The organism is Microcoleus sp. CZ3-B2 (assembly GCF_036705055.1).
GTDB lineage: Bacteria > Cyanobacteriota > Cyanobacteriia > Cyanobacteriales > Microcoleaceae > Microcoleus.
Genome location: NZ_JAUBTN010000014.1, coordinates 13,670 through 39,394, shown reverse-complemented (window position 1 = coordinate 39,394; position 25,725 = coordinate 13,670). Strand labels below are relative to the sequence as shown.

The window sequence follows — 25,725 nt, the reverse complement described above, 5'->3', positions numbered from 1 at the left end:
ACAATGAATTGTTCAGCGTTAGAGGCATCTGAGTGAAAAGCGATACGTTAGTAAGAGGGAAAATTAATCCCTTAGTAAGACCTTTCTTAAAGTGGGCAGGAGGTAAAAGGCAGTTATTGCCAGAAATTGTTAAGTATGTTCCCAAGCTGACAAGCAAACATACATACTATGAACCTTTCATAGGTGGAGGTGCACTCTTGTTTGAGTTACAACCCCAAAAAGCTGTTATCAATGATAGCAACAGAGAACTGATTAACTGCTATCAAGCGATCAGAGACTCTTTAGATGAGCTGATGGAGGAATTAAGCAAGGATAAATATAGCAATAGCGAAACTTCTTATTATGATATGAGAGACTTAGATCGTTCAGCTAAAAAATATGCCGATTTGTCGGCAGTTGAAAAAGCAGCACGAATCATTTATCTAAATAAAACTTGCTACAATGGTTTGTTTAGGGTTAATTCCCAAGGTCAATTTAATGTTCCGTTTGGTAGATATAAAAATCCCAATTTTTTAGATGAGGCTGTTTTAAGAGCTGTAAACAAATACTTAAGTAGCAACACCATTATACTGTCAAATTTGGATTTTCAAGAAGCTGTTAAAGATGCCCGAAAAGGAGATTTTATTTATTTAGATCCTCCTTACGATCCTGTTTCGGAAACAGCTTCTTTTACTGGATATGATGTGAATGGCTTTAATAGACACGAACAAGAAAGACTAAAAAAAGTTTTTGACGACCTAACGACCAAAGGTTGCAAAGTGATGATGAGTAATTCTTGTACGGATTTTATTCTGGATTTGTACAATGATTATCGGGATACAATCAAAAAAGTTAGGGCAACGAGAAGTATCAACTCAAATGCCTTGAAAAGAGGTAAGATTGATGAAGTATTAATTTTAAATTATCAAGTTCAGGACAAATAAATATGAGAAAAAACAAGAAGACTGCTAACGATAAAGCCTGGGAAACACTATTTGAAACGCATAATATCTTAGAAGAAGTAGATAAAAATGGCTGTTTTGAAATAGAATCGGCTCAAATCAACAAGCTAAGAGAAAGCAGGCTGATGGCAAAGTTCGATCACTCTGTCAATTTGCCGGATATCTTTCGAGAAAATCATCTATCAATCTTGCCAATTTCTCGCTCAAAATATGTGATTGGTAAGTTTGGTACACACTTTGAAGTTAAGTACGATCCTGAAATAGAAGTAATTCCTTTTGACTTTCCTTCACACATAGAGAGTATAGATTGCACAAATTTATATTCTGAAAGTTCCGCATTGCACTGTGCGTTTAATATCGGTCTTATAGATGATTTATTAGGCGAAAAAACAGCTTATACTGTTTCTGGGAGAATGTCTACAGAGTCCTTTAATTTTAATATTATCAATCCCACCACCAACAAACCCTATTCAATCAAGGTTAAAAATTCTCAGTGTGAGATAGATGCCGGATTTGAAAGCGACAACTATTTTGTATTGATAGAAGCTAAGAACTATTCGATCGAGGATTTTTTGATTAGACAACTTTACTATCCTTACAGATTGTGGTCACAAAAAATAACTAAAAAAGTAATTCCAGTATTGATGACATACTCTAACGACGTTTTTAGCTTTTTTATTTATGAATTTAGCAATGATGAAGATTATAACTCTCTGAAACTGAGAGAACAAAAGAATTATACGATCGCTCCCCAAGAAATACAACTGAGCGATGTCGATCGGGTATTCAATAATATTCAACTAATTGCAGAGCCAGATGTTCCATTTCCCCAAGCTGATAAATTTGAGAGAGTAGTAGATTTATTATCATTGTTATTAGAAAGAGATTTAACTAAAGATGATATTACAGAAAACTATGAATTTGACCGCAGGCAAACTGATTATTATACTAATGCTGGATTGTATATTGGACTGATAGAAAATTATCAAGATTCCCTAACAAAAAAAGTAATTTTTCGCTTGACAAGTGAAGGAAGGTCAATTTTACATAAAAGACCTAAATTAAAATATCTAGATTTGATTAATAAGATTTTACAACGTAAAGTTTTTTATTTAGTGTTTCAATTAGCGCTTGAACTGGGACAAATTCCGCCAGAAGATGCAATCTGTAAAATAATCTCAGAAAATCGTTCAGATATTAATGATACAACTATAAAAAGGCGTTATTCTACTGTCCGAGGGTGGATTTCTTGGATTTGGTTCCAAATCAAAGACTAAAATTCACATAGTTTGATTCTGTGGGCTTTTATTACCTTCGACCTAGTTCTACCGTAAGGCCGGTTTCTGAAACGGACGCGGCAAGAGGGAAGAAGGTGCGGAAGCAGACATTTATCTATAAATAACAGCCTTATAATGTCGATCGCAACTAGAACTGAATATAAATACTTCTGAAGTTGTCACCGGATGTTGCACGGGATTAAACAGACCGCGATCGATCGACCAAAAATATTCGTTAGAATTATATATATCAGCCTCGCCGGCAAAAACGCCCGATCGCCCGAGGAGCCGATTTAGCTCCGGCTGTGCCAAAATTATCTAACTCGCTCACAAGTGTTACCAGTCAACGATCGAGCTGTAACAAATTACCCCATCTGCGCTCATGCAAGATTTCATTAATAACGTCTCTAGGTACCCCCGTTTTTTGATTACTGTCTGTCTCGGAATCTTCTTTTTCCTGTTCGAGCGACTCAAACCTCTACTCGATCGACCGGCAACAGCCATCGTCCTGGTTACTTCGATTGTAGCGACTTTTGTCTTTCTAACTTTTACCCTGCGCGCCATGTTAGGTCTGAGCCCGGTTTAAAAGCAAGTTTCGGCCCGAAAAAGCCGGCTTGCTCTGACAAACTGTGGCCCCCTTGGAAAGGCAGGTAGAGGGTTTAGGGAAGTTTCTGCTGCTGAGTTTGAGCGGAAACACTAATCACTAAAGCCAACGAAATTCTGATGTGCGATCGCCCGCGCCGGCAATAGCCGCTGCGATAGATTATAAGAGAAAGAAAGTTACCCTAGTTATGTGAGCGCTCCTCAACCTTGGCGCAAGCAAACATTACCTAAGTGCAGCACAACTCTTTCGAGCCATCAACACAACTGGGGAAATACTGCACCTCTGTTTCCCCGATTCCCACTTAGTTCTTAGGAAGCGGCACACCCCGCCCCGCTTTCCTCTCCCGTCAACCTGACGGTATCGCGAGAGTTTCTAGCGGACAAGACAGATGAAATTTGAACATATCTATCAATTTTTTCAAGACCCCCCTCCTGTTTATCTAAACAAGGAACTAGCAGTGTGCTACATTCTCTCGGTGTTATTGCGATCGGATTCCTACGGTACAGAACTCATCGGACAACTAGAGCGGGAATTCCCCATCTACCGACTTTCCGATACCGTCCTCTACAGCGCTCTCAAATTCCTCGAAGATGAAGCCGTCATCACCGGTTACTGGAAAAAAGTAGAAGGACGCGGCCGCCCCCGCCGGATGTATCAAATCCTCCCCGAGTGGCGGCACCAAGCTCAAGACCTAGCTCGCCTGTGGCACGATTATATCGGTCAGGGAAACGGCGCGTCTGGCCGTCGCCCCCGTGCCCTAGAAACCGGTCACACAGGTTAGTCGGTGTTGGAATCGGATGCCTAAACCCTTGAAATGCTGGCGCTACTAGCAAAGCGAACTGCCTTCCTTGTCTTCGCTTTGCAAGCATCGCCGCACAGGAATTAGAGCAGCTACACTACGTCAGGACTTACGCATTGTCACTTGAAAATTAGAAAGCGTGGGGAGATATAAGAATTTGGTGATGGGGAGAAAAAAACCTTGCTACAAAGCTTGTTGGTAATTTTGGTAAGCAAGTGTCTGCGTAAGTCCTCGATCGCTTTTGTCTGTAAAGTTCTGTAAAGTAGTAGTAGATAATTTCAATTACACAAACTTCTACCGATGGATACTACTGTTCTTTCTTCAACGTTTACGATCGCCCTGCTGATGACTGTAGGCTTGTTTTTCTTCATCAAGGCCTCAGTCAAAGAAAGAATCGAACAAATCAAGTTTGCTTCGCCCCGCGCCCAAGAGTCGCTTTTAACCCAGCTACAAGAGTATTTTGCTTCTAGAGCTTACCGAGTTGTAGCCGTCGATGCCCCAAACTATAAAGTCACTTTTGAAGGTTTTGTGCGGCCTAGTTGGTTTTTAGCTATTTTTCTCACTTTGCTGAGTGCAGGCGGCACTCTGTCCTTGGGCTTGCTTTTGGGAATGCTACTTCCCCAGCAAGGTCAAATTTTCCTAGCTTTGGTACTGCTGTCACCGCTGGCGGGAATATTTTACTGGAAAAAAGCTGGACGCTCGGAGCAAGTTTCCCTTAAACTCGAATCTGTTGCTGAGTCGGGAAGCCAAACTAAGAGCCTGGTTACTGTCAGAGCTCACCGCGATGAACTAGCAGCTATGGAAAAAGCTTTAGATTTAAAACCGCTGGAATATTAAAATTTTGGTGTGGAACGTTTTTTGATATGCTAGATGCCGTGCTTAAAGTTCTAGCCGACTAACCGATGAATGTTTGCGGATCTCTCAAAGAGTCCGAAAGCTCGATCGACAGAACACTCAGTCGATTTTAGAGTCGAGATTTGAGATTTTCGATTTATCCTCAAGATGAATCTGGGAATTTGAATTTTCGTCTAAAATTTGAAGCCGCGACAGCCCTGCGGGGCTTGTATCCGTGAGCGGTGTCTAAAAAAACCATTATCCTGAGAGTGCGCGCTGTGGCGATCGCCCTTTGCAGGCGAGTATCCTGTTGCGATGGAGCCTTATACCCTTATTCTGTATTCTTAAGGACTTTTCGCGTAAATTTCAGCCAGCACTCTCCAGACAATGAGAACTCTCGCACTTTTGTTAAAAGAGCTAGACAAACATTGCTGTCAATGTTTTGAACTCAACATTTTGACCTATGCGCGGGCGGACACCACAGGAATTTTTTCGGAGGCTGTTTCCAGCATTACCTTTAAACTGGGAAACAAGAAATGGTTCTCTTCTACGTATTGGGCTCCGAATAAACCTTTTTCAGCCCAGAAGTATCTGTCGGTGGTATGCTCGTTACGCTTGACTAACAGCAAAGCAGGGGGAGCAATGCCTTCAGCATGGATGAACTTGCGAGCCGCTGTTACGGGTTTATCTTCGCCGCTCTCGATGCTATATTGAGGCACGCACTCTAAAATTCTGCGTCCTTCTTGTCGGCGGCGACTCTTGCGTTTGCGTCTCCTGGCCAATTTCTTTACCTCCTCTGTAAGCAGACAGTATGAGCAGACAGTATGAACAGACAGGTTTTGACATACTCCCCATCCCTAAAAAAAATGGGGATTCTGGATTCTAACAGCTTTCCTCAAGCACGGCTTGTCCGATCTTGCCGAGCCCCAGGTTGATGCCCCAACCTATTTGAGATTTTTTGGATGCTAGAGTTGAGACCGGATTTTTACATCTGGCGAATCAACAATATATGATTCAATCATCAAAGCCGTCCCGATCGGACGGGGTTTGAGATCGATTTTTTAGGTAATCATAGCTACCAAATCCGAGGCCAGTATATCCCTTCTAGCTCAAAAAATCAACGGTTTTTAATATATCGACACAATCTTAACATTCGTGCCGATCGACAAAATACACCAGTTGTGGTAATGTAGGCCGCAAGTTCCGGCAGCAGCCAAGCTGGGAAATCTGTGGAAAGTATGCAGGCGGGACTTTACTTTTAAGCAATTTTTGTTTGTGAAAGCCGAATGCTTTGAACCTAGCAGCCTTCCATCAAAGCGGAGACACCAGAAATTTAGAAGTTTCTCATCTGTAATCGGCACCGGCCCAGTTGTAATTGACTTAGAATTCCGTTAGATATCTTAATGTGGCGCTCATGTTAATGCCAGCCAGTTCCGAATTTGTCCAGCTTTGCCGATCGCAGGTGGCGATCGCCGTCAGTTTGGGAGCGACATTCAGCGCGGTATACCTGACACAAGAACTCGTACCCGGAAGCGCAGCAAAGTTGGTAGAGATCGCGGTTTACCCAGAAACATCAGCCGAATCGGAAGAAAATCTGGGGCTGAGGCTGCAATCTTCCCAAAACTCGACAGCCAAACCAGTGCCGCGGCTGGCTGCGCCAGCTTTTCCTGTGGAAGAATCGACGGTGGGGGCGATCGCGCCCGAGCAGAGCCCGGATAATCAGCGGCGGAACGATCGGTGTCAAGGCCCGGAGAATGTGTGGCAGCAACGCCGGCAAATTGTGACGCCTATGGTACACGAGGGAGTTGTAATGGGACTCCTGGTGTGCGGCAGGCAAGACAGGCCTTGGAACGATCGAGAGGAGGCTCAAATGCAGCAAATTGCTCGCACCTTGACCCTGGCTTGTATTTTAGACCAGCGATCGCAGTGGATGCAGCAGGAATTGGGCACGGCGAGGCAAATCCAGACTCAGGTGTACGATACGATGCACAATTTGCTGCACCAGTTCAAAAGTCCGCTGACAGCGTTGCGAACTTTTGGTAAGCTGTTGGCGCGCAGGCTGGTACCGGAAGACAGAAATCGCAATGTGGCTTTTAGTATTGTCCGAGAGAGCGATCGGCTGCAAGACTTGCTCGCCGAGTTCGATCGCACCCTTGACACCGGCGAAGCAAATCTCAGACTCCCATTGGGCACTTCAGAAAAAGCAGTGTCCAATTTAGAATTAATGTCGCATTCTTCTCTGTCGCTGTCACCAGCAGCCAATTTGGAAGAATCCTGTTTTGTGGGATTGGTGCTACAACCGCTGTTAATTTCCGCCCGGGCGATCGCATCTGAAAGGCGTCTATCATTGGTAGCCGACATTCCGGCAGATTTGCCGCCAGTTTCGGCGAACGATCGAGCTTTGCGCGAAGTTTTGAGCAATTTAATTGACAATGCTTTGAAATATAGCTCTGTCGGCTGCCAAATTTATATTAAAGTAAGGTACAAGGAAGCGAAGGGCGATCGGGCAACACACCACCCATCACCTGCCATCGCAGTGGCAGTCAGCGACACAGGTGCCGGGATTCCACCCCAAGATTTAGAACATTTATTCGAGCGGCACTACCGGGGAGAAAAAGCGCAGACAGAAATTCCCGGCACCGGATTGGGTTTGGCGATCGCCCGCGATTTAGTCCGCCAAATGCAAGGAGAAATTGAAGTATTTTCTCCAGTAAATCCCGAATGGCTGCCACCAGCAGAAACTCATTTATATCCAACAGATCGCGGTACTACATTTGTACTTTGGCTGCCGCTCAATCAGTAGTAACTAAGCCTATTGCTTGGAGATAGTTTTTATGAAGCGTCGGTCTTTATTAGATCAAATTCCCAATTTTTCAAATTCTTTAGAATTTTTCAAAACACACTTTTTTACTGTACCGTTTTTAGCTGCTTTCAACATTCTGACTGTCCTGATTTTGGGCTGGCTAAGCGTCTACGCAAAACTCAACAAGAAGGGAGACGGAGTTGAACGCCTGTTTAGCGATCCTTTTAATTTCTGGTTCCCTTACGAAGGCATTCTCACCGGAGTTTCCGAAGTCCTAGGGTGCAGTTGTGTGGCAATTTGTGCATTTAGTTTTGGATTGCTGCGCCAAAAAGATCCCCGCAGTCGATCGACCATCTTCTTATTTTTTAGTGCTTTACTGCTGGGAGTCTTGTATGTGGATGACAGGTTTCGGATGACTTTGATTCTTACTCGGCTGGGAATATCTAAAAAAATAATTTATTTATGTTATGCGAGCGGGATTTTTCTTTACATATCTAATTTTTGGCGGTACATCAAAACTACTCCTTACTTGCCATTAGTCCTAGCATTATTGTTGTTTGCTATCTCGCGGTTTGAGGATATTATAAACTCTCCAAGTACAGGATTGCACGCGATGTTAGAAGATGGCACTAAGTTATTAGCTCTTCTGAATTTGGCTTTGTATTTTTGGCACGTATGTCATCAGGAAGTTGCGCGGCATTTCCAGCCTAGCGAAAAATATTAAGGAAGAAGAGTTAGTTGTTAGTTGTTAGTTGTTAGTTGTTAGTTGTTAGTTGTTAGTTGTTAGTTGTTAGTTGTTAGTTGTTATTTGTTAGTTGTTAGTTGTTAGTTGTTAGTTGTTAGTTGTTAGTTGTTATTTGTTAGTTGGTAGGGGCGGTGGATGGTGCGTGCCCGCCCTCAGTTGTTAGTTGTTAGTTGTTAGTTATTGGTTATATCAATTCCGGTTGCACTCATACATGATGTTAACAGTCAACAGTCAACAGTCAACAGTCAACAGTCAACAGTCAACAGTCAACAGTCAACAGTCATCAGTCATCAGTCCTCAGTCATCAGTCATTAGGGAAAATGCCCAATCCCTCCGCTTCGCTCCGCCCAATGCCCTGCGCGGGCCAATTCCCAATGCCCTGTTTGGCCAATGCCCTGTTTGCCCAATGCCCCATGCCCCATGCCCCATGCCCAATGCCCAATTACCAAGGATTGCCAATCATTGTAAAAGCAGCCCAATAATAAGGATGGGAAAGCATTCGATCGCCCCTGGCCGCAATTTCAGGAGGTAAAGCGATCGCCTCAGAAAGCCCTTCAACTCGCAACATCCCGTCTTGAATCCGCACCCGCCCCCGCAACATCTGCAATTGCGCCCACCGCAAAGCCTCGGCTTTAATCATCAAATTACCACCGCTTCTGGGAGTCCGCAACAGGCGGTAAAACTCCGTCATTAGTCCCAAAGTCCCCTCATCGCTGACTTCCCACAAACTCGCCAAAGCCGATCGCGCACCGCTAGCTACCGCCAAACCCGCAAACCCCAACTCCGCCTCTTCATCGCCCAAAGCGGTACTGCACGCGCTTAAAACTAACAGGTGCACTGGCGGTTCATTCCACCGCAACTGCCGCATTTGATCGAGGCGCAATTTAGTATCCCACAACTGAATGTAAGAATTTTTCGGTTCTCCTGGCTGGAATTCGCTGTGAGTTGCTAAGTGAATAATTCCAAAAGGTTGATTTGCCCGTTGAGCTTGCAAATTCGCGAGAGTAAAATCTTGATTCAAAAATGATTTTCCGCGCGTCGGCGGGGCGATCGACTCTAACTCCACCGGTACCGCCGGTAATGGCGCTTTATCCTTAAATACCGACGCCCCCATCGCCAACACTTCATCGTCAGTAATATTGTCGTAGCGGATATCAGTCAAACTCAGACTCGGCATCACGCTCAAGCTATATTTCTCAACTAAAAATTGTTTGCCATCGTGAAGAGCTGCAAACGGCACGCTTCGCAAACCCGCTGCCGGAATTACAATTAAATTATTAATTTTTAAAGCTGCCAATTCTCCTGCAAATGGCGCAATTAACCACCGATAAAGTTTTTGAGCTGCATCCAAATAACTGATACTATTTCTTCTTCTGGGATTAGTAATTTCCGTTTGCAAAGCGTCGGCTAATTGCAGTACCTGCCAGCGCGTTGTCGCCGGAATTAAAACGCGCATCGGTTGAGCGTTAGCTGTGACTAACACTAATTCTAAATGCTCGCCGGTAGGAACATCGGAAACTTCTGTGCCGGCTAGTTGCCAATTCTCCCCCAACCCATCTTCTAACATTTTTGGAGGCGGCGGGATGAGGTTTTTTCTGACAGGAAATAGATTAGATAAATCTCGACTTGCCACCAGCACCGAATCATTTTCTGTGGCTGCTGCTTTTGATTCGCTGACCCAATTCATATAAATGATTGCAGATTTTACCCCGGTAATTTGTTCGTTTTTGCGAAGGGTTTCGTAAATTACCGACATATTAGTAATCGGCTTTCGGGCGGGCAAATCTAGATATTTTTCGTATTCGCGAGTGAAGGTTTGTTCAAAGGCTAAAATACCGGATACTGCGGTATCGAATCTGCGAGAAGGAACGAAAATTTCCGGGCTAGTTGGGGAATTTCTGTTTTGATTTGGCGGTCGCAATTGTACTTGCAAAGATGCAGGAAATGACAGCGCCGGATCGGGAATTGGTTCGGGAATTGGTTCGGGGATTGGTTCGGGAATTGGTTCGGGGATTGGTTCGGGGATTGGTTCGGGGATTGGTTCGGGGATTGGTGGAGGAGTAGGGGGCGCGCCCGGTGTAATTAGGGAAATCTGGTTTTGTAAACTTCCTTGGGTGTAAGTTTGCCCAAAGGAAAAACTGGGCAAAATGGCGTTTTCTGCGCCAGCATTAATGCTTCCCTGAGTTCCGTTGTCGATCGCCCCGCCAACTACAAAGGGTCGATCGCTACCGCCTCCGTGCCGAATGGCGATCGCCCCGCCTCCTGTACCTCCTGCAGTAGAAATACTGGCAAGATTGCCGGATATATCGTTAAAAACATTGTTCGATCGAAACAAACCGAGGGTTGTGACATCAACACTGCCACCTCTAGCGTTGATAAAGCCCGACTGAATGTTACCGATCGCGCTCAGAGAGACTGCGCCGCCGTTTCCCTGAGTGCCGCTGGAGTTGAGATCGAGAGTAGAAATGCCGGCTTGCGAGGTAAGGGCAATATTGCCGCCGATCGCCCCCGAAGAGTTCAAACCTCCCGCAGTTAAAGCGCCGGCATTGCTTTTGACGGCGATCGCGCCACCTGTTCCCGTTGCTGACGAAGAGTCGATCGCCCCTGCTGCAACAGTATTTCCCTCAACCCGAATGCTGCCGCCGTTGGAGGTAATATTGCCAGTCCGAACCTCGTCCAAAGCTTGCAAGTTCGCATTGCCGCCATCCGTCCTTAAATTACCCTCTAAGAGTACATTTCCTGCCTTGATATCGGCTCCCAAAGCGGCCGTGCTGTCCCCCCTGATGGTAGCAAAATCTCGCGCGTTCACGCTCAAAAAGCGGGCTGCAATTTGGGAAGTAGCCGTCACGCTAGCAGCATCAGCCGAGAGCACGCCCAACCTCTGACTTTGACCGACTGCGCCGGTAAAGGTAATGTTGCCGCCAGCGCGCAGCGTCAAATTATTTGCCCGGCCTTGGATGCTGTCGAGGGTACTGGCAAAAGTGATGTTGCCGGTACTGGCCGAAATTGTGCTGCGGCGATCGACTGTGACGGGACTTTTGAAAGTGATGTCGCCAGATGTGGCGATATCGCCAGCTATCTCGGTACCCCCGCCGCTGACAGTCAAACTCGCCAGCGGTGCAGCTTCACCGACGACTGTACCGCCGAACCGCACTCGCCCAGCGTCAAGTCTCAGGGCGCGAGCTCCGTCCAGGCTGCCGGAAAACAGAATGCTGCCCGTGGCTTGAGCGTCCAAAGCTGCATCAGCATTCAGGGAAAGGTTGCCAGTAAAAGCGATATCTGCGCCCGGTGCGGCGATGTTGGCACCGATCTCCGTTTGGGGCGCGTCGAGTGTCAAGCTAGCGCTGCCGGTTGTTCTGAGGGGATGGTCGATCGCGATCGAACTGCCTTGAAGTGTCAGCGGGCTGTTGAAGGTAATGGGTGCGACGATCGCGATCGAGCTGCTGTTGGCGCGCCCGATCGCGATCGAGCCGAAACCCGCCGCCAAAGCACCCAGATCACCTCCCGTCAAGTCCAAAACCCCTAAAATATCGCCAGTGCCGCCCACCCGAATCCCTCGGCCGTCGCTGGGCTGCAAGCGAATTTTCCCCCCCGCACTGCTGACGGAATTGCTGCCGCCCCTGAAGTCAATGCCGTTAGCAGTCAGAGCGATATTGCCGCCGTTAGCGTTGACTCCGCCCAGAGAAATGCTGCTGGCAAAAATGTTAATGTTGCCACCTTGAGTCTCGATTAAATCCTTGGGGTCATTGACAAAAAACACTCCGCCTGATGTAAATGTTACGCTGTCTCCGGTTTGCGCTTGCAGTGCGAGTTTGTTGTCGGGTAAGTCTTGGAGGGTGATGTAGCCGGGGGTTTCTACAACTACGTTGCTGCCGGCCGCCATCTGTTCCAACTGCACTTCTGAGATCGATGTTTCAGTGGGTGATTCTGTGGCTTGGAGTTCCCCGCCAGCAGAGGATGAAGGGCTGTTTTCGCCGTTACCGCTGACGATCGCAATATTTGCCGGATCGAGCCACAAATTGCCGATCGCCCCGTTAGGCGCGCGGGTATCCACCTCTCCTTGGAAAGTTAGAGCATTTTTACCCGAAACTTCCACTCTGCCGCCGTTACCTGCTGCTGTGCCGCCGCGAGCCGTAATATTGCCGAAGAAGCGAGTTGTATTGTCTGACCAAATTGTCGCTGTGCCGCCGTTACCGCGGTCGATCGCGTCTGCTGCGATCGTAGAATCAGGACTAACATAAGTTACCAGGGAATTTGGCACTGGTTCCGTCCCCCGGAAACCGCCACCGACGCGCACGACTCCTCCGCCATCTGTCCCGGAAGCATTGATATTTGCGCCGAACAGTCCGACTTTTGACCCTAAAATATTGACTGTGCCGCCTCTGGCACCAGAAGGTGCAAAGACATTTACAGCACCCGATACGATCGCGCTTCCGGCATTTACCGGCACTGTTTGGCCCCCAGTCAGGATTAATTGACCTTGTTCGTTAGTCGTTAAACCTGTGGCTGACTCTAGGCCTGGGCCAGTCAGCAACACAGGTAAAGCAACTGGGGCGATCGCCGATTTGTCTGACTGCAAAGACGGAGTAATTTCTAAACTCAATAAATTACCAGTCTGACTGATGCGGACTGTATTGCTTCCCGCAACAGCAGCCACCGTAATTTGACCGGCCGGGGCGGACAATTGCCCGGTATTGATCGCAGCACCGCCCAACAAAGTTAAATTTTGACCGCTACCAACTGCTAAGTTTCCAGCATTGACAATTATCCCAGATTGTGAGTTATTAAAATTAAATTGAGTGGGATTTCCCAGCAAGGATTTATAATCATTAATTCCGGCCGCATTAAACCAGCGATCGCCGAAACCGATATTCGTAGAAGTTGTGGCAAAAAAAGACCCCGGCACGTTCAATCTCGCATTTTGACCGAAAACAATTCCCGCCGGATTCATTAAGAATAAATTCGAGTTTCCCCCGCTTATTGAAATCACGCCATTAATGAAGGAAACATTGCCGCCGGAAATTCGCCCTAAAATATTTTGAATATTTGGATTAGTTAGAAAATTAGCAATTTGACCTTCGCTGAGATTAAATTGGCTGAAGCTGTGAAACAAGTTTGTGCCGTTTCCAGACAGTTGTCCGCCTCTAATTTCTAAGCGATTTTGCTCCTGGTTGACAATAGTATTAGTGCCGTCATTTGCCGGAATGACAGATTGCGATCGCGCTGCTAGCGGTAGCAGCAAAAAACCTAATGTCAAAATTATAGCAGAGCGAAAATAGGTCATTAGTTATTAGTTATTAGTCATTAGTCATTAGTTATTAGTCATCAGTCATCAGTCGTTAGTGGTTGACAATTCCCAATTCCCCATTCCCAATTCCCCATTCCCAATTCCCCATTCCCAATTCCCCATTCCCAATTCCCCATTCCCCATTCGCCATGCCCCATTCTAATCTATTGTAGTTTTGATTTTTTTTGAGCTGTAATGTTCCGCTAAAGTGCCAATAAACTTAAAAAGCTTGCGGGCACGGCGGTTTGCTCCCAGGGTGCAAATCAGCGTCTTTGAGTCGATCGCCCTCTAAAACCATCTTTTGCCAGAATGTCAGAAATACCAAGCAGATTCCGTATTTATCGGTCGCAGGTGTCTTGACAAAACGCCTGCTGAGTCCTAAGATTGGAGCAAAGATTTGGGTGAGAAGGCAAAAACCCACAAAATAACTGCCTCCTCTAGCAAAATTAAAAATAAAATATTGATGCTTTTAGGGACAGATAATGCAAAATCAACCCTTCCCATTTTTAAATGAACAAGTAGTTGAACGGATCTTTGCCTCTGGCGAACTGACTCGCGAAGACAGACAGCGAATTCAGTCAATGCTCTTAGACGAGTCGATCGGCGAAAATGAATTGATCTTAGTTGAAAAAGTCATGGAAGGCGTAGTCAAGGGCGTACTCGACGTGCTGAATTAATTGAAAACTTGCACGCGCCAATGTAAGTGTAAGGTGCGCCCGGACGCACCTTACCCTAATTTGAAATCAAATCGAAAGTCCTTCTAAAAATCATCATAGTCCTCATCGGAGCTCTCATCCGAACTCTCATCGGGACGCACAAGTTCAGAAGGAGGCCTATCGCTACTCCAGGCCCACCACACGCCGTCGCACTGACAGCGATAAAATTCTTGCCACTTGCGACGCTGGAACTCACTGTATACTGGCGATCGGCGATTAATCCAGACCTCGCGGGCATCAGTGCAGCTAGCACCGCACTTGGGACAGCAAAACTCAGTAGCGTGAACCGCCATCGCAGTCCATTCGGGAGGATGTGGAGCAAAAGCTTCCATGTGTTGCGTGTTTTTATTTAAACTGCTGGTAATTACGGCAAATCAACGGTTGCTAAAGATCCGCTTCCGCTGGCGCTGACATGAACAACGACATAAATACGCTGTTGAGTGCGTAATTGATCTGCTAATTATTTTTTTGGCACTTGCCGTCCGATGAATAGTATAACTGATGTGGTACAAACCGTCGATCGGCATTCTCAGCTATTTTAAGGACTAGACTCATGTCTATTTACAACTTTATCTCATTTCTGGGCATTTTTGGGCTCTGCGCGATCGCCTGGATTTTCTCAGAAAACCGCCAAGTTCGTTATATACCTTGGCGCGTCATCATCTGGGGAATTGGCCTGCAATTAGTCTTAGGATTTTTAGTATTCCTGTTTCCCCCAACTCGTATCGCCCTAGAATGGTTTACAGGCTTGCTCGATGGAGTATTCACCGCTGCTGACACCGGAGCGAGATTTGTATTCGGGAGCAATATTGTACCAGTACCGGGTAAAGAGCCGGCAATTAATTTAGGATATATTTTCGCCTTTCGAGCTTTACCGACAGTCGTCTTTTTTTCCGGCCTCATGGCCTTACTGTACAACATCGGCGTAATTCAAATTGTCACCGAAGTTTTTGCCAAAATATTTTATAAGACAATGCGGTTGAGCGGCGCGGAAGCCCTCAGCGGCGCAGCCAATATTTTTGTAGGAATAGAAGCAGCAATAGTCGTCAAGCCTTACTTGCCGCAAATGACTCGTTCCGAACTTTGTGCCATTCTCTCCTGCTGTTTTGGAACCGCCGCTTCATCAACTTTAGCAATTTACGTCAGCTTTCTCAAGCCTGTATTTCCCAATATTTTAGGACATTTAGTTTCCGCCTCAATTATCGCCATTCCCGCTTGCTTTGTCATCTCCAAAATTTTAGTTCCCGAAACAGGCGTGCCGCTGACAATGGGCGGCATCCCCAAGGAAGAACGGAAGCCTCAAGGCCTCGGCGAATTTATCAGCGACGAAATTTCGGAAATCGACGGCGAAGCGCTCAAACAAGAGACTGTGGGCGGAGAACCCATCGAACGAGTCAGCCCTTTGGATGCAGCGATAATTGGTGCATTGGACGGTGTAAAAATGGCAGTGGCGATCGCCGCTGTTTTGATTTTAATCTTGGGCTTAGTTTCCTTAATCAATCAATTCTTTGGCTGGCTAGCCGTGTTGCCGGCTCCCATCGGCACAATCTTTAGTTTTGTCACCCTGCAAAATATCCAAGGAGTTTTATTTTATCCGCTAACCTTGTTAACTGGAGTTCCCATTGAGGATTCTTGGGTAGCATCAGTAATCATCGGACGGCGCCTGTTAGAAACCGCAATTCCGCCCTATCAAAGTTTAGCAGAAGCCGCAAAACAAGGACTGATTAGCGATCGCACAGTCTTGATTGTCAGTTACGCCCTTTCCGGTTTCGCCCACCTAGCATCCGTCGGCATATTTGTCGGCGGTACGATCGCCCTAATTCCCTCCCGCCGCAAAGACATTTCCGAACTCGGTTGGAAAGCATTATTTGTCGGCACCCTAGCAACAATGATGATTGCCTGCATCGCCGGCTTATTTGACACCGGAGACGCGAGCATTTTAGGTGCTAAGGCAGCCCCTGCAGCTCCGATAACTGCCCCCGCTTCCCAAAAACAGCAGGCATCCCCAAGCGTAACTTCCCAGCCGTCCGTTGCCCCAGAAATTGCCAGCCCGAAGCCTTCGCCGAAGGGTGAAAAAGCGGCTCCGAAAGCTCAAGAATCTCCTAAATCTGAATCGAAGAAAACGCCTTAATTATCTTCTAATGGCTTGTAGGAGCGGGTTCACCCACAATATTTATCAATTATTGACAATTCGGTAAAACCCGCCCTCACGCAACAGTAAAATCCCGCTTGTAGGGGTGGGTTGGCCAACAATATTTAACTGGTAAGTAGAAAGGCGTAAATATTTGTAGTTGGGATGAGGCAGGAGTCAGGAGACAGAATGCAGGAGGGATTGGGGTTTGAGCCTCATTTATCTTTCTTAACACAGTTGTGTTTTTCCCCACCGACTTACTTAAACTGGTTCCAATGCTCTGCCTTGGAACCGATATTCAGAGGCTCTGCCTCGACTGGGAAAAAGGAGGCAGAGCCTCCGGATATGCGTTACCATACAGAGCCTGTTAATGAGTAGTAATAAACGAGATTTATCGCACCAATTCCCTCTTCCTGATGACCAATGACTAATGACTAATGACCAATGACTAATGACTAATGACCAATGACTAATGACCAATGACTAATGACCAATGACTAATGACCAATGACTAATGACCAATGACCAATGACCAATGACCAATGACCAATGACTAATGACCAATGACTAATGACCAATGACTAATGACCAATGACTAATGACCAATGACCAATGACCAATGACTAATGACCAATGACTAATGACTTCAACTATGAATCCCGAACCTGAAATTCGCCGCCTGTTAGATGTGATGCCCGCTTCCGGTCGCATGACGTGTAAAATTATTAATAAGCCTCAACAATCGACGGTAATTGATTGCGATTTTCCTTTGCCTTGGAATCAATCTCGCCCGATTTATATTAATTTTGATTTGTGGAGGTTGCTATCTAAGCCGCAGCGAGATTTGCTGCTATTGCGAAATGTGAGTTTTTTGGGCAATTTCAAGTGGTTTAAAGCGGATATTTATCAAGGTGCTGCTCTGGCGGGAATTGTCGGGACTGTTGTAGAGTTGTTGCAGGGTGATGCGATCGGAATTGCGATCGCCGGTGGGTTGACGGGACTGGCGATGACTCGAATTTGGCGCGACAACCGCAGTTCGCAAGTAGAGTTAGATGCTGACGAGACGGCGATTAAAGTGGCTCTAAGGCGCGGTTACAGCGAAGCCGAGGCCGCCGGACATTTGCTGTCTGCTATTGAAGCTGCGGCGCAAATTGAAGGGCGCAGTTTGGATTTTAATGAGTTGATTCGGTGTCAGAATTTAAGGGCGATAGCGGGTATTTCGGCGGTGGGCGTGCCGGATAGTGTGAGGAAAGATTGAAAAAAACCTTGATATAATCAAGACGGAAACCCATAAAATCCACAACTATGCTAATCCTGCCAAAACTGGAAAACCTGCGCGATACTCTACCTATAGAAGGAGCTGTCCGAATTGAATTAGTGGAAGGCATACCCATTTTTAAAGCCTCCACCGCTGTTAAAAATCGAATCCAAGAACTGTTGGATAAACAACAAACTTTGCCCCTAAATCATGAGGAAGAACAAGAACTCAATCTTTACGAAGAAATCGACGATTACCTCAGTTTTGTCAATCGGACTGTCCGCAATCTTTTCTTGGGTCTGATTCAGCCTACTGCATAGAAATGTCCCCTCGTCGTCTAATCCCTGAAAATATTCAAAATCAAGTTCGTCAGAGAGCAAACTGTCTGTGCGAATATTGTCATGCCTCCGAACAATAGCAGTACGTAGAGTTTACTATCGAACACATCATTCCCTTAACTAAAAATGGGACTAACGATATTGACAATTTGGCACTAGCTTGCTTTCACTGCAACCGCAAGAAATCTGATAAAACTAGAGCGATAGATGCTCAGTCAGACGTAGAAGTACCCTTGTTTAACCCCAGACAAGATAGTTGGAACGAACATTTTATTTGGTCTGCGGATGGATTATCAATAGTTGGTTTGACTCCAATTGGACGAGCTACAGTTACAGCATTAGTCTTAAATCGAGAGAGAGTCATTAATATTCGGGCCGCTGACAAAGCTATAAAACGACATCCACCTGCTGGCGATTTAATTCAATCAGAAAGTTGAGCATACTGAGAGTTACTCAAACTTTGAGCGGCTACTTCTGCCTAGAAATTTGTACTGAAATGAAAGCTCGATTTCTGCCGAAAGCTTGGCTAACGTACTTATTTTAATTATTTTAATCGAAAGCGCGATCGCCCGATCGACCTCCTATGACTGGGAGCATCTCACTTTTGCAGCCAAGCTAGAAATTGGAGGTAGGAGGCAGGAGACAGGAGACAGGAGGAAAGAGGAAGAAAGAAGGAGTCAAAAGAAGTCTTTTTACAAATATGAGATGCTCCCCTATGACTCCTCCTCATCTACCCACCGACTGAGATAATCCGGCAACTCATCAAAAGATACCCCCACCAAACGGCAAAAATCCCTCATTTGCCGAACAGTCATCGTCGGTTCGTCTCCCTTTTCCCATCGTCGCACCGACGAACCCGATACGCCCATCAGTACAGCCAACTCTTCTTGGCTGAGGTTAGCATCCTCCCGCAGTCTCCGAAAAGGCAACTCATTTTCTGGTTGCCGTTGACGTTGCCTTTTTTTTACCATATAATTATAAAATCTTAATTTAAGCGCTTAAATTAAGCGGTTAGCTGGATTTTGATAGGCACAACCATAGCCAAAACAGACTGCACTAACAATAAAAGATGCAAGTCTGTCAGATTCCTATGGGCAAACATACCCAATTTACAATACAACCATGAACACCCCAGAAACTCCGAATGCTTGGACTATTTACCGACTGCTGCCCAACTTTCAGCGCTTACCCGTCGCGCAATTTCGCAGCCGCAGCGAAGCAGAATCATCTCTGACAGTCATCCGGCAACTGCTGCCCAATACCGAATTAATACTTGCTTTCGAGGTTGGGCCAGACAATCCAACTACCGAACTCATGCAGCCTCCTGCTAAGCAGCCAAACTTGCAAACTTCAGTTAACCGAGAACTCTTGAAACTTTTCATGATCAGTTCTCGTCCTGTTGTTTCCCGCGTCATTCATTCTTTTCACCGCGATAATTTTGCCTGCGCTACTGACTGGAGCCCGCTTGTTCCAACTCAAAATCCCGGTGAAGTGATGAGCGTCTTAATTAAATATTTTGCCGCTGATGCTTAGCGGGCGATCGGTTCGTAGTGTGGCATTTAGTCCGCTCTTTGTTGCGAACTGAAGTCCACACTAGGAACCTTAATATTGCGATCGCCCGCCCGTTCAAAAACAGTGATAAACTTGATATTCATACCCGTCTACTGCCGGAAACTCGCGCGATTCAAGCTGACATTTTTGTGATGCTAAGTTGACAGGTGTGCGAAAATTTACTAACCACAAATCTAGCGGACGTTCTAATTGACTGAGTGTTTTGTCAAGTGTCCCTGCCGCTATTTCCGGCCCATCCCTTCTCTGATTAGCCAAAAGAAACAGCGGAGAATCAAAGGCTTTAACTTCTTCTTTATTCCTAACATCCGTTACATCCGCTACAAAATCCGTTGCCGAACTTCTTTCCCATTCCCATCCAATCCCCATCAACTCTCCTATTTCTACATGAGTCTTTTGAGTAGTGGCAATTAAAACGGGAACTTTCGACGAAACTTCGCGGATAATCGGAATTAAAAGGTCTGGTTTGTAATATTTGCGATAGCCGAGATTGGAATTTACTGTGATACCGCTGACAAAACTCATTGCTAAAATTAGCATGACTGCTCTTTTGCCAGAAATTTCTACGGCAGGTAAATTAAACCATCGACTTTTTACTGTAGGTGTGTTAAAAATAACTGCTAAGGTTGCTCCTAACAATAATATAGCGCCGGGAAAGTAGACGAAATTGTATCGAGGGCCGCGAGTTAGGTCAATTCCAAGAATGTATGCAAAGCTGAAAAATAGGAAAATTGCTCCTAGCACAAATCCGCCGAAAATCACAGTACCTAAACGATTATTTAGCGTTTTTAAGGAGTTTTTCTGAGCGACAAATAGGATGGGAAGCGCCCACAGCAAAAATATTGTCATGCCGATCGCAGATCCAGCCACTACTGCCAAATTTGGCGATTCCACCGGCAGCAGCGACACGACAGTAATCCATCCCGCGCAAGCTTGGAAAATCGGCGCGATCAAATCTAAAAATGTGCGATCGCCACTGACAAGCCAATTCGTGAGTTCGCTACCGTATTTATTTGACAAAAATATCGGCAACCAAACTAAACCGCCAGCTAAAGTCCCCAGCGCTACTGCGAAAAGCCGCCACAGAATTTGAAATTGCCAAATATTCGGCTGCTGACTGTCTGAAAGCGCCAATTTTCCATAAAACTGTTGCCAGATTACAGCAATTAAGGCGATGGCTTCGGCACACAAAGTCAGCACGAAAAAGTAGTGAGAAGCAATTCCCAAACAGTTAACAACTATCCAAAGCAGCACCGCCCAAATAGGCAGCGGAGCGCGCTGTTGCAGTTTTTTGGCAGCTAAGGTCAAGCAAAAAAGAGAGGCAATAACTAATAAGATTCCCAATGTATAATGGCGGGCTTCTTGAGCGAGATAAATGCCGTAGGGAGAAACTGCCATCATTGCGGCCGCACATTGACCAACTAAACGAGAATTGAATGCAAATTTGCCTAAAAGGTAGATGGCTGGAACTGAAATTACGCCCAATAATGCCGGCAGCGATCGCCCAATCCACACTAAACTATCTTCGGTCGGCCCAAACAACTGCATCCACCAGTGGGCTAGCATAAAATATACTGGCGGATGGTTGCTTTCTAGCAGCAAATGGTTTAGGACATCTCCAATGCCAGCATCGGGACGAAATTGCAACGGTTGTAGTAGAGTGGGAAGGTCGATCGCGCGATCGATCGGCACACCGCGAAAACTGTTCCCCAAACTAAACACTAGAGTCGAAAACTCGTCCGTCCACAGCGGTTTCGAGTCCAAATTGGCAAAGCGCAGCATTAGGGCGATCGCCATCCACAGCAATATTAGCAACAGTTGTTTATTTTTAATCATCAATTCAGTCATTCAAAGCCCTAGGGAAGAAGAGTCATTAGTCCTTAGTCATTAGTCATTAGTCATTAGTCATTAGTGCGAGCACCTCAATAACTCGCTTTCCGTCCAACGTCATTTTATCAATTACGAATCGCCAATTATCAATTCCCCATTACCCAGTTTCTAATCAACTTCCGTAACCCGCCAGCTCAGCTTCATATTAATCCAGAAATTCCACAGAGTCACGACTGCGATCGCAATTAAAGTCGCCAAATATTCATTCATCCCCAAAATATTAAACATCACATTAACCAGCAGCACATTCAAAATCAAACCCATCAAGCAAATTGTATTAAACTTTAACAGCCGTTTCAAGCGCTGCTTCATTCCCGGCTGTCGCTTAGAAATATCCCCAAAAGTCCACAAATCATTCCAAAAAAAGTTACTGATAATTGCTAATTCAGCAGCAAGAATCAGACTGCGAGTCAGCTCCAAATTTAATATCTCACGCAGCACGTACAAAACCGCCATATTCACAAACACGCCACTGAAACCAACCACGCCAAACCGCAGAAACTTACCCATCGGCCAGCGGGCAAACCGCAATATGAGCAAATGCCGCAAATACTCAATATACTGTTTCCCAGTAACTTTGCTCTCGCCTTCTTTCCGCTCCTGAAACACGTAACCAACTTCTCCAATCCAGCGGATGTTTCCCCTCCCAAGCACTTCAATCAAAATTTTGTAACCGGCAGGATTCATGGTTTTCTCGGCAATGCAACTGCGGCGCACCATAAAATAGCCGCTCATCGGATCGGAAACTCGGCCCACCACTCCCGGTAGTACGATCAATCCGACTATTTGAGCTCCCCGCGACAACAATCGCCTGACAACGCTCCAGTCGCTCACCCCGCCCTCGTCAACGTGGCGGCTCGCAGCGGCCAAATCGGCTCCCCGCTGAATTTCTGCTAAAAGCTGCAATAGTGTCTCCGGCGGATGCTGCAAGTCGGCATCGATCACCCCCAAAACCTCGCCCCTAGAGGCTTGCCACCCGCGAATTACGGCGGTAGAAAGTCCCCGCTCGTCTGAGCGGCGCATCACGCGCAATTGCGGATATTCTGGTGTCAGGGACAGGGCAACTTCCCAGGTGCGATCGGGGCTGTCGTCATCGACTACAATTAACTCGTAGTTGCCGGGAATCATGCCATCAAGCAATTGGCTCAATTGTTCCACAATACTCTTGACATTCTTGCACTCGTTATAGGTGGGAATGACGAGGGAAAAATAAATGGGCGCTGTATTTGCGTCTGTAAAAGTTGAAGCGAAAGTCGGTACAGCAGGAATTTGCAAAAGTCCAGAAGGCACTGGTAACAGATGATTTGTTTGGTTGATGCCCATAAATTAAGTTTCACAAATTAAAAGATGCTTTTGTAAAAGTTGAGATTTTAGCAGAGCGTTCCTCTACGATCGATTTGTTAAGATATAAAAACGCCTTAATTCTAGGCAGTAATTCTGTAACTGAGCCAAAAATAAAACTGTGGATGCAATTCTAGATCGAGCTTTACAAGGTTATAACATTTCTACCGCCGAAGCCTTGATACTTTTGCAACAAAGAGATCCAGAGGATCTCGCCCAAATTCAAGCAACCGCTGACTTGCTGCGCCGCCGACAATCAGGGGATACTGTCACCTATGTTATAAATCGCAATATTAATTTTACCAACATTTGCGAGCAGCATTGCAGTTTTTGTGCGTTCCGCCGCGACGACGGAGATGAAGGCGCTTTTTGGTTAGATGCAGCCCAAATTCAGGAAAAGGCAACTGATGCAGTGCAGCGGGGTGCGACGGAAATTTGTATGCAGGGCGGCTTAAATCTTCAAGCTAAACAGGGCGGCGCATCTTTGCCTTATTATCTGCAATTGGTAAAAACTATTAAGGATAAGTTTCCGCAGTTGCACTTGCACGCTTTTTCGCCCCAAGAAATAGAATTTATTGCCCGACAAGATAATCTGAGTTTCAGCTATGTAATTTCAGCTTTGCAAGATGCGGGAGTTGGTTCGATGCCGGGTACTGCGGCGGAAGTTCTCGACGATGCGGTGCGGAGGATAATTTGCCCGGAAAAACTAGATTCTGCAACTTGGTTAGAAATTGTGGGAACTGCTCACCGTCTGGGTTTGCCGACAACTAGCACGATGCTTTGCGGGCATATTGAGACGACCTCTCAGCAGGTTTTGCATTTGGAAAAAGTGCGATCGCTCCAACAAACTGCAATTAACAACAACTATGGGGCGCGCATCACAGAATTCATTTTACTGCCCTTTGTCGGACAGGATGCACCGGCTCCTTTGCGGAGTCGAGTCGGCCGCGACCAACCGATTTTAGCAGATACATTGTTGCTCACCGCTGTATCTAGAATCTTTTTGGGAAATTTGATTTCCAATCATCAGCCAAGCTGGGTAAAACTGGGTTTAGATGGAGCTACAGAAGCGCTGAAATGGGGCTGCAACGATATCGGCGGCACTTTGATGGAAGAGCACATTACTACAATGGCTGGTGCAGTTGGCGGCAGTTGTCAGTCTGTGGAAGATTTGCAGAATGCGATTCGTTCTTTGGGGCGGGATTATCAGCAAAGAGATACAATTTATCGACCTTTGGGGGTTGACAATTTTGCAGTAAGTGTGTGATTTTTTGGATGGGAAGTGCGAAGTGCGTAACGTCTCCTACGAGTTTAGCCGTTAGCGAAGCCCGCCCCTACGGGGGCTACGCCAACGGAGAGGATCGCACTTTCAAATTCTTCTAGCGCTTGCAAATTTCCAACCTGCCAAGCACGTTCCACTGTAGCCGGAATCAGTTGGGCGATCGCGATTTCTGGAAAATTCGGACTCATTTAGATTTTAGATTGGGGGATTTTAGATTGGGGGATTGAGGGATTGAGGGATTGAGGGATTGAGGGAGCTATCGATAGATACCCGATCTTTATAATAACTGCTATAAACTACTATCAATCTATCTCCGGTCCCAACATCAGATTGTACCCATCCCAATCAATAGTTAAGCTATTTTTCTGGGCCCATTTTTCAATGTCTTGTCTGTAGCAATGGTAGGTGCGGAAAAGTTTATCTAACAAGTAACCGCTAACAATCCCTTTTTTTCGTTCGTCCTCCAACATACTCCAACAGTAAGACTCTTGCGGTTTCAGATAAGCAACAATCTCCTTCTGCCACTGTCGCAGGTGAGGATAAAAAACTTCTCCACAAGTTACAATCTTGTCAATTAACAACTCAACAAAAGGCTCCTCAATTCCTAATATTTGGGAGTACAATACCCCACGCATTAACCACATTTGAATTAGTTGATGAATAAACTGCGGCCAGTGATGCGGTGGTTTGACAATATAATCGGCAGTCAAATGAACGGCAGGACGAATTTGGTCGGCTATTAGTTTGAGAGAAACTTTAGTTAAATTGTCAGCGCGATCGTACTCCACACCCGCAACTTTAGCCGTCCTTAGAATCATGGGCAATATCAAATCGGTTTGATAAAAGCTAGATCCTCCTTGCAAAATCGCCGCCAACCGTTCTAAGTTCATCCCACAAGCCATATAATTTGTCTTGAGAGGAGTCCTTGTATTTCCATATTGCGGTGATTCTGAGTCCATAGATACCAGATGGTAAAAACTCAAAAATCGCAAATCTTCTTCTGGTAGAATGTGACCGATAGAATCTTCGCGATCGTACTCTTCTTTACTTTTAGATCGAAATTCGATATCTTCTTGCGACGCAGCTAATTCATAGCCTCTTTCAGGATAACAATCGTAATGGATGCGAGTAGAAATCCCACAATGACCGGAAGGCTTGGGATGCCACGAATTCCAGCGGCTGATAATAATTTGTTGTTCGGGTATGCCGATTTTGTCGCGCCAGATAGCCAGAGTTTCAGTATCGCGTGCATCTACACTCACCACCAATCGCGATCGCGGAATTTGATAAATTTCCGTGCAAAGTTCCCAAGCCCAAATTAATGCTTGTTGTTTGGAGTAATCGCCCCAGTGAGTTAACATCTCGAAAAAGGTAGGATGGCGCTCGGTGAGTACCCGGACATTCGGAGAAATATGTTTTTGTAAAATCGCACTGTGATTTTCGGGCGAGTATTTCTCTCCGAGGGAAATAGGGTGGAATGGTAACGTCCACAAATTAGTTCGCGATATTGAATTTAAATAGGGAATTTTGACAACAAAAGGTTCAGTCGGGAGGATTTGATGAGATCTAGCTGCATAAAATTCAAGAAACTGTTGACGAATTTGGTTGCTATTCAGGTGCATATTTTTGTTCCCAATCATGGATACAATTAAAACATAAAGTTGCTCTTCCGGCTCGACAGCATGGGCGGTCAGAAACCGGGTTTTTTCGAGAATATTGGGTTACAGAAAGCAAAAACTGCAAAAACCCGGTTTCTTTGGTTGTGGTATCGTGTCCAGTAGATTGACGGATCTCGCGATTGGTTCAACGAACCGTTTTTATTATCGTAATCGATCGCGCATGATATGATGTATGAGATAAGACGGCGGTTGAAACCCTTACCTCAAATCAAAAATCCTCTTGCATAAAAC

Annotated in this window: 24 protein-coding genes; 14 read left to right on the top strand and 10 right to left on the bottom strand. The window is 45.8% G+C overall.

Annotated features, from left to right (window positions below; translation table 11 throughout):
• The first annotated feature begins 32 nt into the window (after positions 1-32).
• Positions 33-923: a DNA adenine methylase gene (locus tag QUA97_RS08855; protein ID WP_194068043.1), complete on the top strand. Its 891-nt coding sequence runs from the start codon at positions 33-35 to the stop codon at positions 921-923.
• A gap of 2 nt (positions 924-925) precedes the next feature.
• A complete protein-coding gene (locus QUA97_RS08850; protein ID WP_333194394.1) occupies positions 926-2,218 on the top strand; it encodes a type II restriction enzyme in 1,293 nt (430 codons plus the stop codon).
• Between the two features lie 111 nt (positions 2,219-2,329).
• Here QUA97_RS08850 and QUA97_RS08845 read toward each other — a convergent pair whose 3' ends face one another.
• On the bottom strand, positions 2,330-2,530 hold the full coding sequence (locus tag QUA97_RS08845; protein ID WP_194068041.1) for a hypothetical protein: 201 nt from the start codon (positions 2,528-2,530) through the stop codon (positions 2,330-2,332).
• A 70-nt stretch (positions 2,531-2,600) separates the two neighbouring features.
• Between QUA97_RS08845 and QUA97_RS08840 the strand changes: the two genes are divergently transcribed.
• From QUA97_RS08840 to QUA97_RS08830, 3 genes are all read left to right on the top strand, one after another.
• The gene (locus tag QUA97_RS08840) at positions 2,601-2,804 is read left to right on the top strand and encodes a DUF751 family protein (RefSeq protein WP_194011343.1); all 204 of its coding nucleotides are present in this window, start codon (positions 2,601-2,603) and stop codon (positions 2,802-2,804) included.
• A 406-nt stretch (positions 2,805-3,210) separates the two neighbouring features.
• A complete protein-coding gene (locus QUA97_RS08835) occupies positions 3,211-3,603 on the top strand; it encodes a PadR family transcriptional regulator (RefSeq protein ID WP_194068040.1) in 393 nt (130 codons plus the stop codon).
• A 318-nt stretch (positions 3,604-3,921) separates the two neighbouring features.
• Positions 3,922-4,458 (top strand): cofactor assembly of complex C subunit B, encoded by a 537-nt coding sequence (locus tag QUA97_RS08830; protein WP_194011341.1) that lies wholly within the window; start codon positions 3,922-3,924, stop codon positions 4,456-4,458.
• A gap of 458 nt (positions 4,459-4,916) precedes the next feature.
• Here the strand turns inward: QUA97_RS08830 and QUA97_RS08825 are convergent, their stop codons facing one another.
• Positions 4,917-5,237 carry a DUF3155 domain-containing protein gene (locus QUA97_RS08825; protein WP_194011340.1) on the bottom strand — a complete coding sequence of 107 codons (321 nt, stop codon included), beginning with the start codon at positions 5,235-5,237 and terminating at the stop codon, positions 4,917-4,919.
• 638 nt (positions 5,238-5,875) lie between these two features.
• Between QUA97_RS08825 and QUA97_RS08820 the strand changes: the two genes are divergently transcribed.
• A complete protein-coding gene (locus QUA97_RS08820) occupies positions 5,876-7,258 on the top strand; it encodes a GAF domain-containing sensor histidine kinase (protein WP_228050053.1) in 1,383 nt (460 codons plus the stop codon).
• A 31-nt stretch (positions 7,259-7,289) separates the two neighbouring features.
• Positions 7,290-7,982 carry a hypothetical protein gene (locus tag QUA97_RS08815; RefSeq protein ID WP_194068038.1) on the top strand — a complete coding sequence of 231 codons (693 nt, stop codon included), beginning with the start codon at positions 7,290-7,292 and terminating at the stop codon, positions 7,980-7,982.
• Positions 7,983-8,445: 463 nt separating this feature from the next.
• Here the strand turns inward: QUA97_RS08815 and QUA97_RS08810 are convergent, their stop codons facing one another.
• Together QUA97_RS08810 and QUA97_RS08805 are read right to left on the bottom strand one after the other, a co-directional pair.
• Positions 8,446-13,287, bottom strand: coding sequence for a CHAT domain-containing protein (locus QUA97_RS08810; protein WP_194068037.1), 4,842 nt, complete (start codon positions 13,285-13,287; stop codon positions 8,446-8,448).
• 223 nt (positions 13,288-13,510) lie between these two features.
• A complete protein-coding gene (locus QUA97_RS08805; RefSeq protein ID WP_194068036.1) occupies positions 13,511-13,711 on the bottom strand; it encodes a hypothetical protein in 201 nt (66 codons plus the stop codon).
• A gap of 61 nt (positions 13,712-13,772) precedes the next feature.
• Here QUA97_RS08805 and QUA97_RS08800 point away from each other — a divergent pair, with 61 nt between their 5' ends.
• A complete protein-coding gene (locus QUA97_RS08800; RefSeq protein WP_194068035.1) occupies positions 13,773-13,967 on the top strand; it encodes a hypothetical protein in 195 nt (64 codons plus the stop codon).
• Between the two features lie 83 nt (positions 13,968-14,050).
• On the opposite strand, the gene QUA97_RS08795 is transcribed toward QUA97_RS08800, so the two are convergent.
• Positions 14,051-14,338 (bottom strand): hypothetical protein, encoded by a 288-nt coding sequence (locus QUA97_RS08795; RefSeq protein ID WP_194068034.1) that lies wholly within the window; start codon positions 14,336-14,338, stop codon positions 14,051-14,053.
• 221 nt (positions 14,339-14,559) lie between these two features.
• On the opposite strand from QUA97_RS08795, the gene QUA97_RS08790 reads away from it, so the two are divergent.
• The 4 genes from QUA97_RS08790 (at position 14,560) to QUA97_RS08775 (ending at position 18,170) form a co-directional block, all read left to right on the top strand.
• Positions 14,560-16,137: a NupC/NupG family nucleoside CNT transporter gene (locus QUA97_RS08790; protein ID WP_333194393.1), complete on the top strand. Its 1,578-nt coding sequence runs from the start codon at positions 14,560-14,562 to the stop codon at positions 16,135-16,137.
• 652 nt (positions 16,138-16,789) lie between these two features.
• On the top strand, positions 16,790-17,395 hold the full coding sequence (locus QUA97_RS08785) for a DUF3318 domain-containing protein (RefSeq protein ID WP_194068050.1): 606 nt from the start codon (positions 16,790-16,792) through the stop codon (positions 17,393-17,395).
• A gap of 47 nt (positions 17,396-17,442) precedes the next feature.
• Positions 17,443-17,715, top strand: coding sequence for a hypothetical protein (locus QUA97_RS08780; RefSeq protein ID WP_333194392.1), 273 nt, complete (start codon positions 17,443-17,445; stop codon positions 17,713-17,715).
• 116 nt (positions 17,716-17,831) lie between these two features.
• Positions 17,832-18,170: an HNH endonuclease signature motif containing protein gene (locus QUA97_RS08775; RefSeq protein ID WP_333194437.1), complete on the top strand. Its 339-nt coding sequence runs from the start codon at positions 17,832-17,834 to the stop codon at positions 18,168-18,170.
• Between the two features lie 276 nt (positions 18,171-18,446).
• On the opposite strand, the gene QUA97_RS08770 is transcribed toward QUA97_RS08775, so the two are convergent.
• Positions 18,447-18,704, bottom strand: a complete 258-nt coding sequence (locus tag QUA97_RS08770) for a helix-turn-helix transcriptional regulator (RefSeq protein ID WP_194068030.1) — start codon at positions 18,702-18,704, stop codon at positions 18,447-18,449.
• A 151-nt stretch (positions 18,705-18,855) separates the two neighbouring features.
• Here QUA97_RS08770 and QUA97_RS08765 point away from each other — a divergent pair, with 151 nt between their 5' ends.
• The gene (locus tag QUA97_RS08765) at positions 18,856-19,266 is read left to right on the top strand and encodes a hypothetical protein (protein WP_333194391.1); all 411 of its coding nucleotides are present in this window, start codon (positions 18,856-18,858) and stop codon (positions 19,264-19,266) included.
• Between the two features lie 93 nt (positions 19,267-19,359).
• Here QUA97_RS08765 and QUA97_RS08760 read toward each other — a convergent pair whose 3' ends face one another.
• Together QUA97_RS08760 and QUA97_RS08755 are read right to left on the bottom strand one after the other, a co-directional pair.
• A complete protein-coding gene (locus QUA97_RS08760) occupies positions 19,360-21,150 on the bottom strand; it encodes a glycosyltransferase family 39 protein (protein ID WP_333194390.1) in 1,791 nt (596 codons plus the stop codon).
• Between the two features lie 150 nt (positions 21,151-21,300).
• Complete coding sequence (locus QUA97_RS08755; protein ID WP_333194389.1) at positions 21,301-22,515, bottom strand: glycosyltransferase; 1,215 nt, start codon at positions 22,513-22,515, stop codon at positions 21,301-21,303.
• A 139-nt stretch (positions 22,516-22,654) separates the two neighbouring features.
• Here QUA97_RS08755 and cofH point away from each other — a divergent pair, with 139 nt between their 5' ends.
• Positions 22,655-23,800, top strand: a complete 1,146-nt coding sequence (gene cofH / locus QUA97_RS08750) for a 7,8-didemethyl-8-hydroxy-5-deazariboflavin synthase subunit CofH (RefSeq protein ID WP_194068027.1) — start codon at positions 22,655-22,657, stop codon at positions 23,798-23,800.
• A gap of 44 nt (positions 23,801-23,844) precedes the next feature.
• On the opposite strand, the gene QUA97_RS08745 is transcribed toward cofH, so the two are convergent.
• Positions 23,845-24,003, bottom strand: coding sequence for a hypothetical protein (locus QUA97_RS08745; protein WP_194068026.1), 159 nt, complete (start codon positions 24,001-24,003; stop codon positions 23,845-23,847).
• 114 nt (positions 24,004-24,117) lie between these two features.
• Positions 24,118-25,437, bottom strand: coding sequence for an alanine--tRNA ligase-related protein (locus QUA97_RS08740; RefSeq protein WP_194068025.1), 1,320 nt, complete (start codon positions 25,435-25,437; stop codon positions 24,118-24,120).
• Positions 25,438-25,725: the final 288 nt, after the last annotated feature.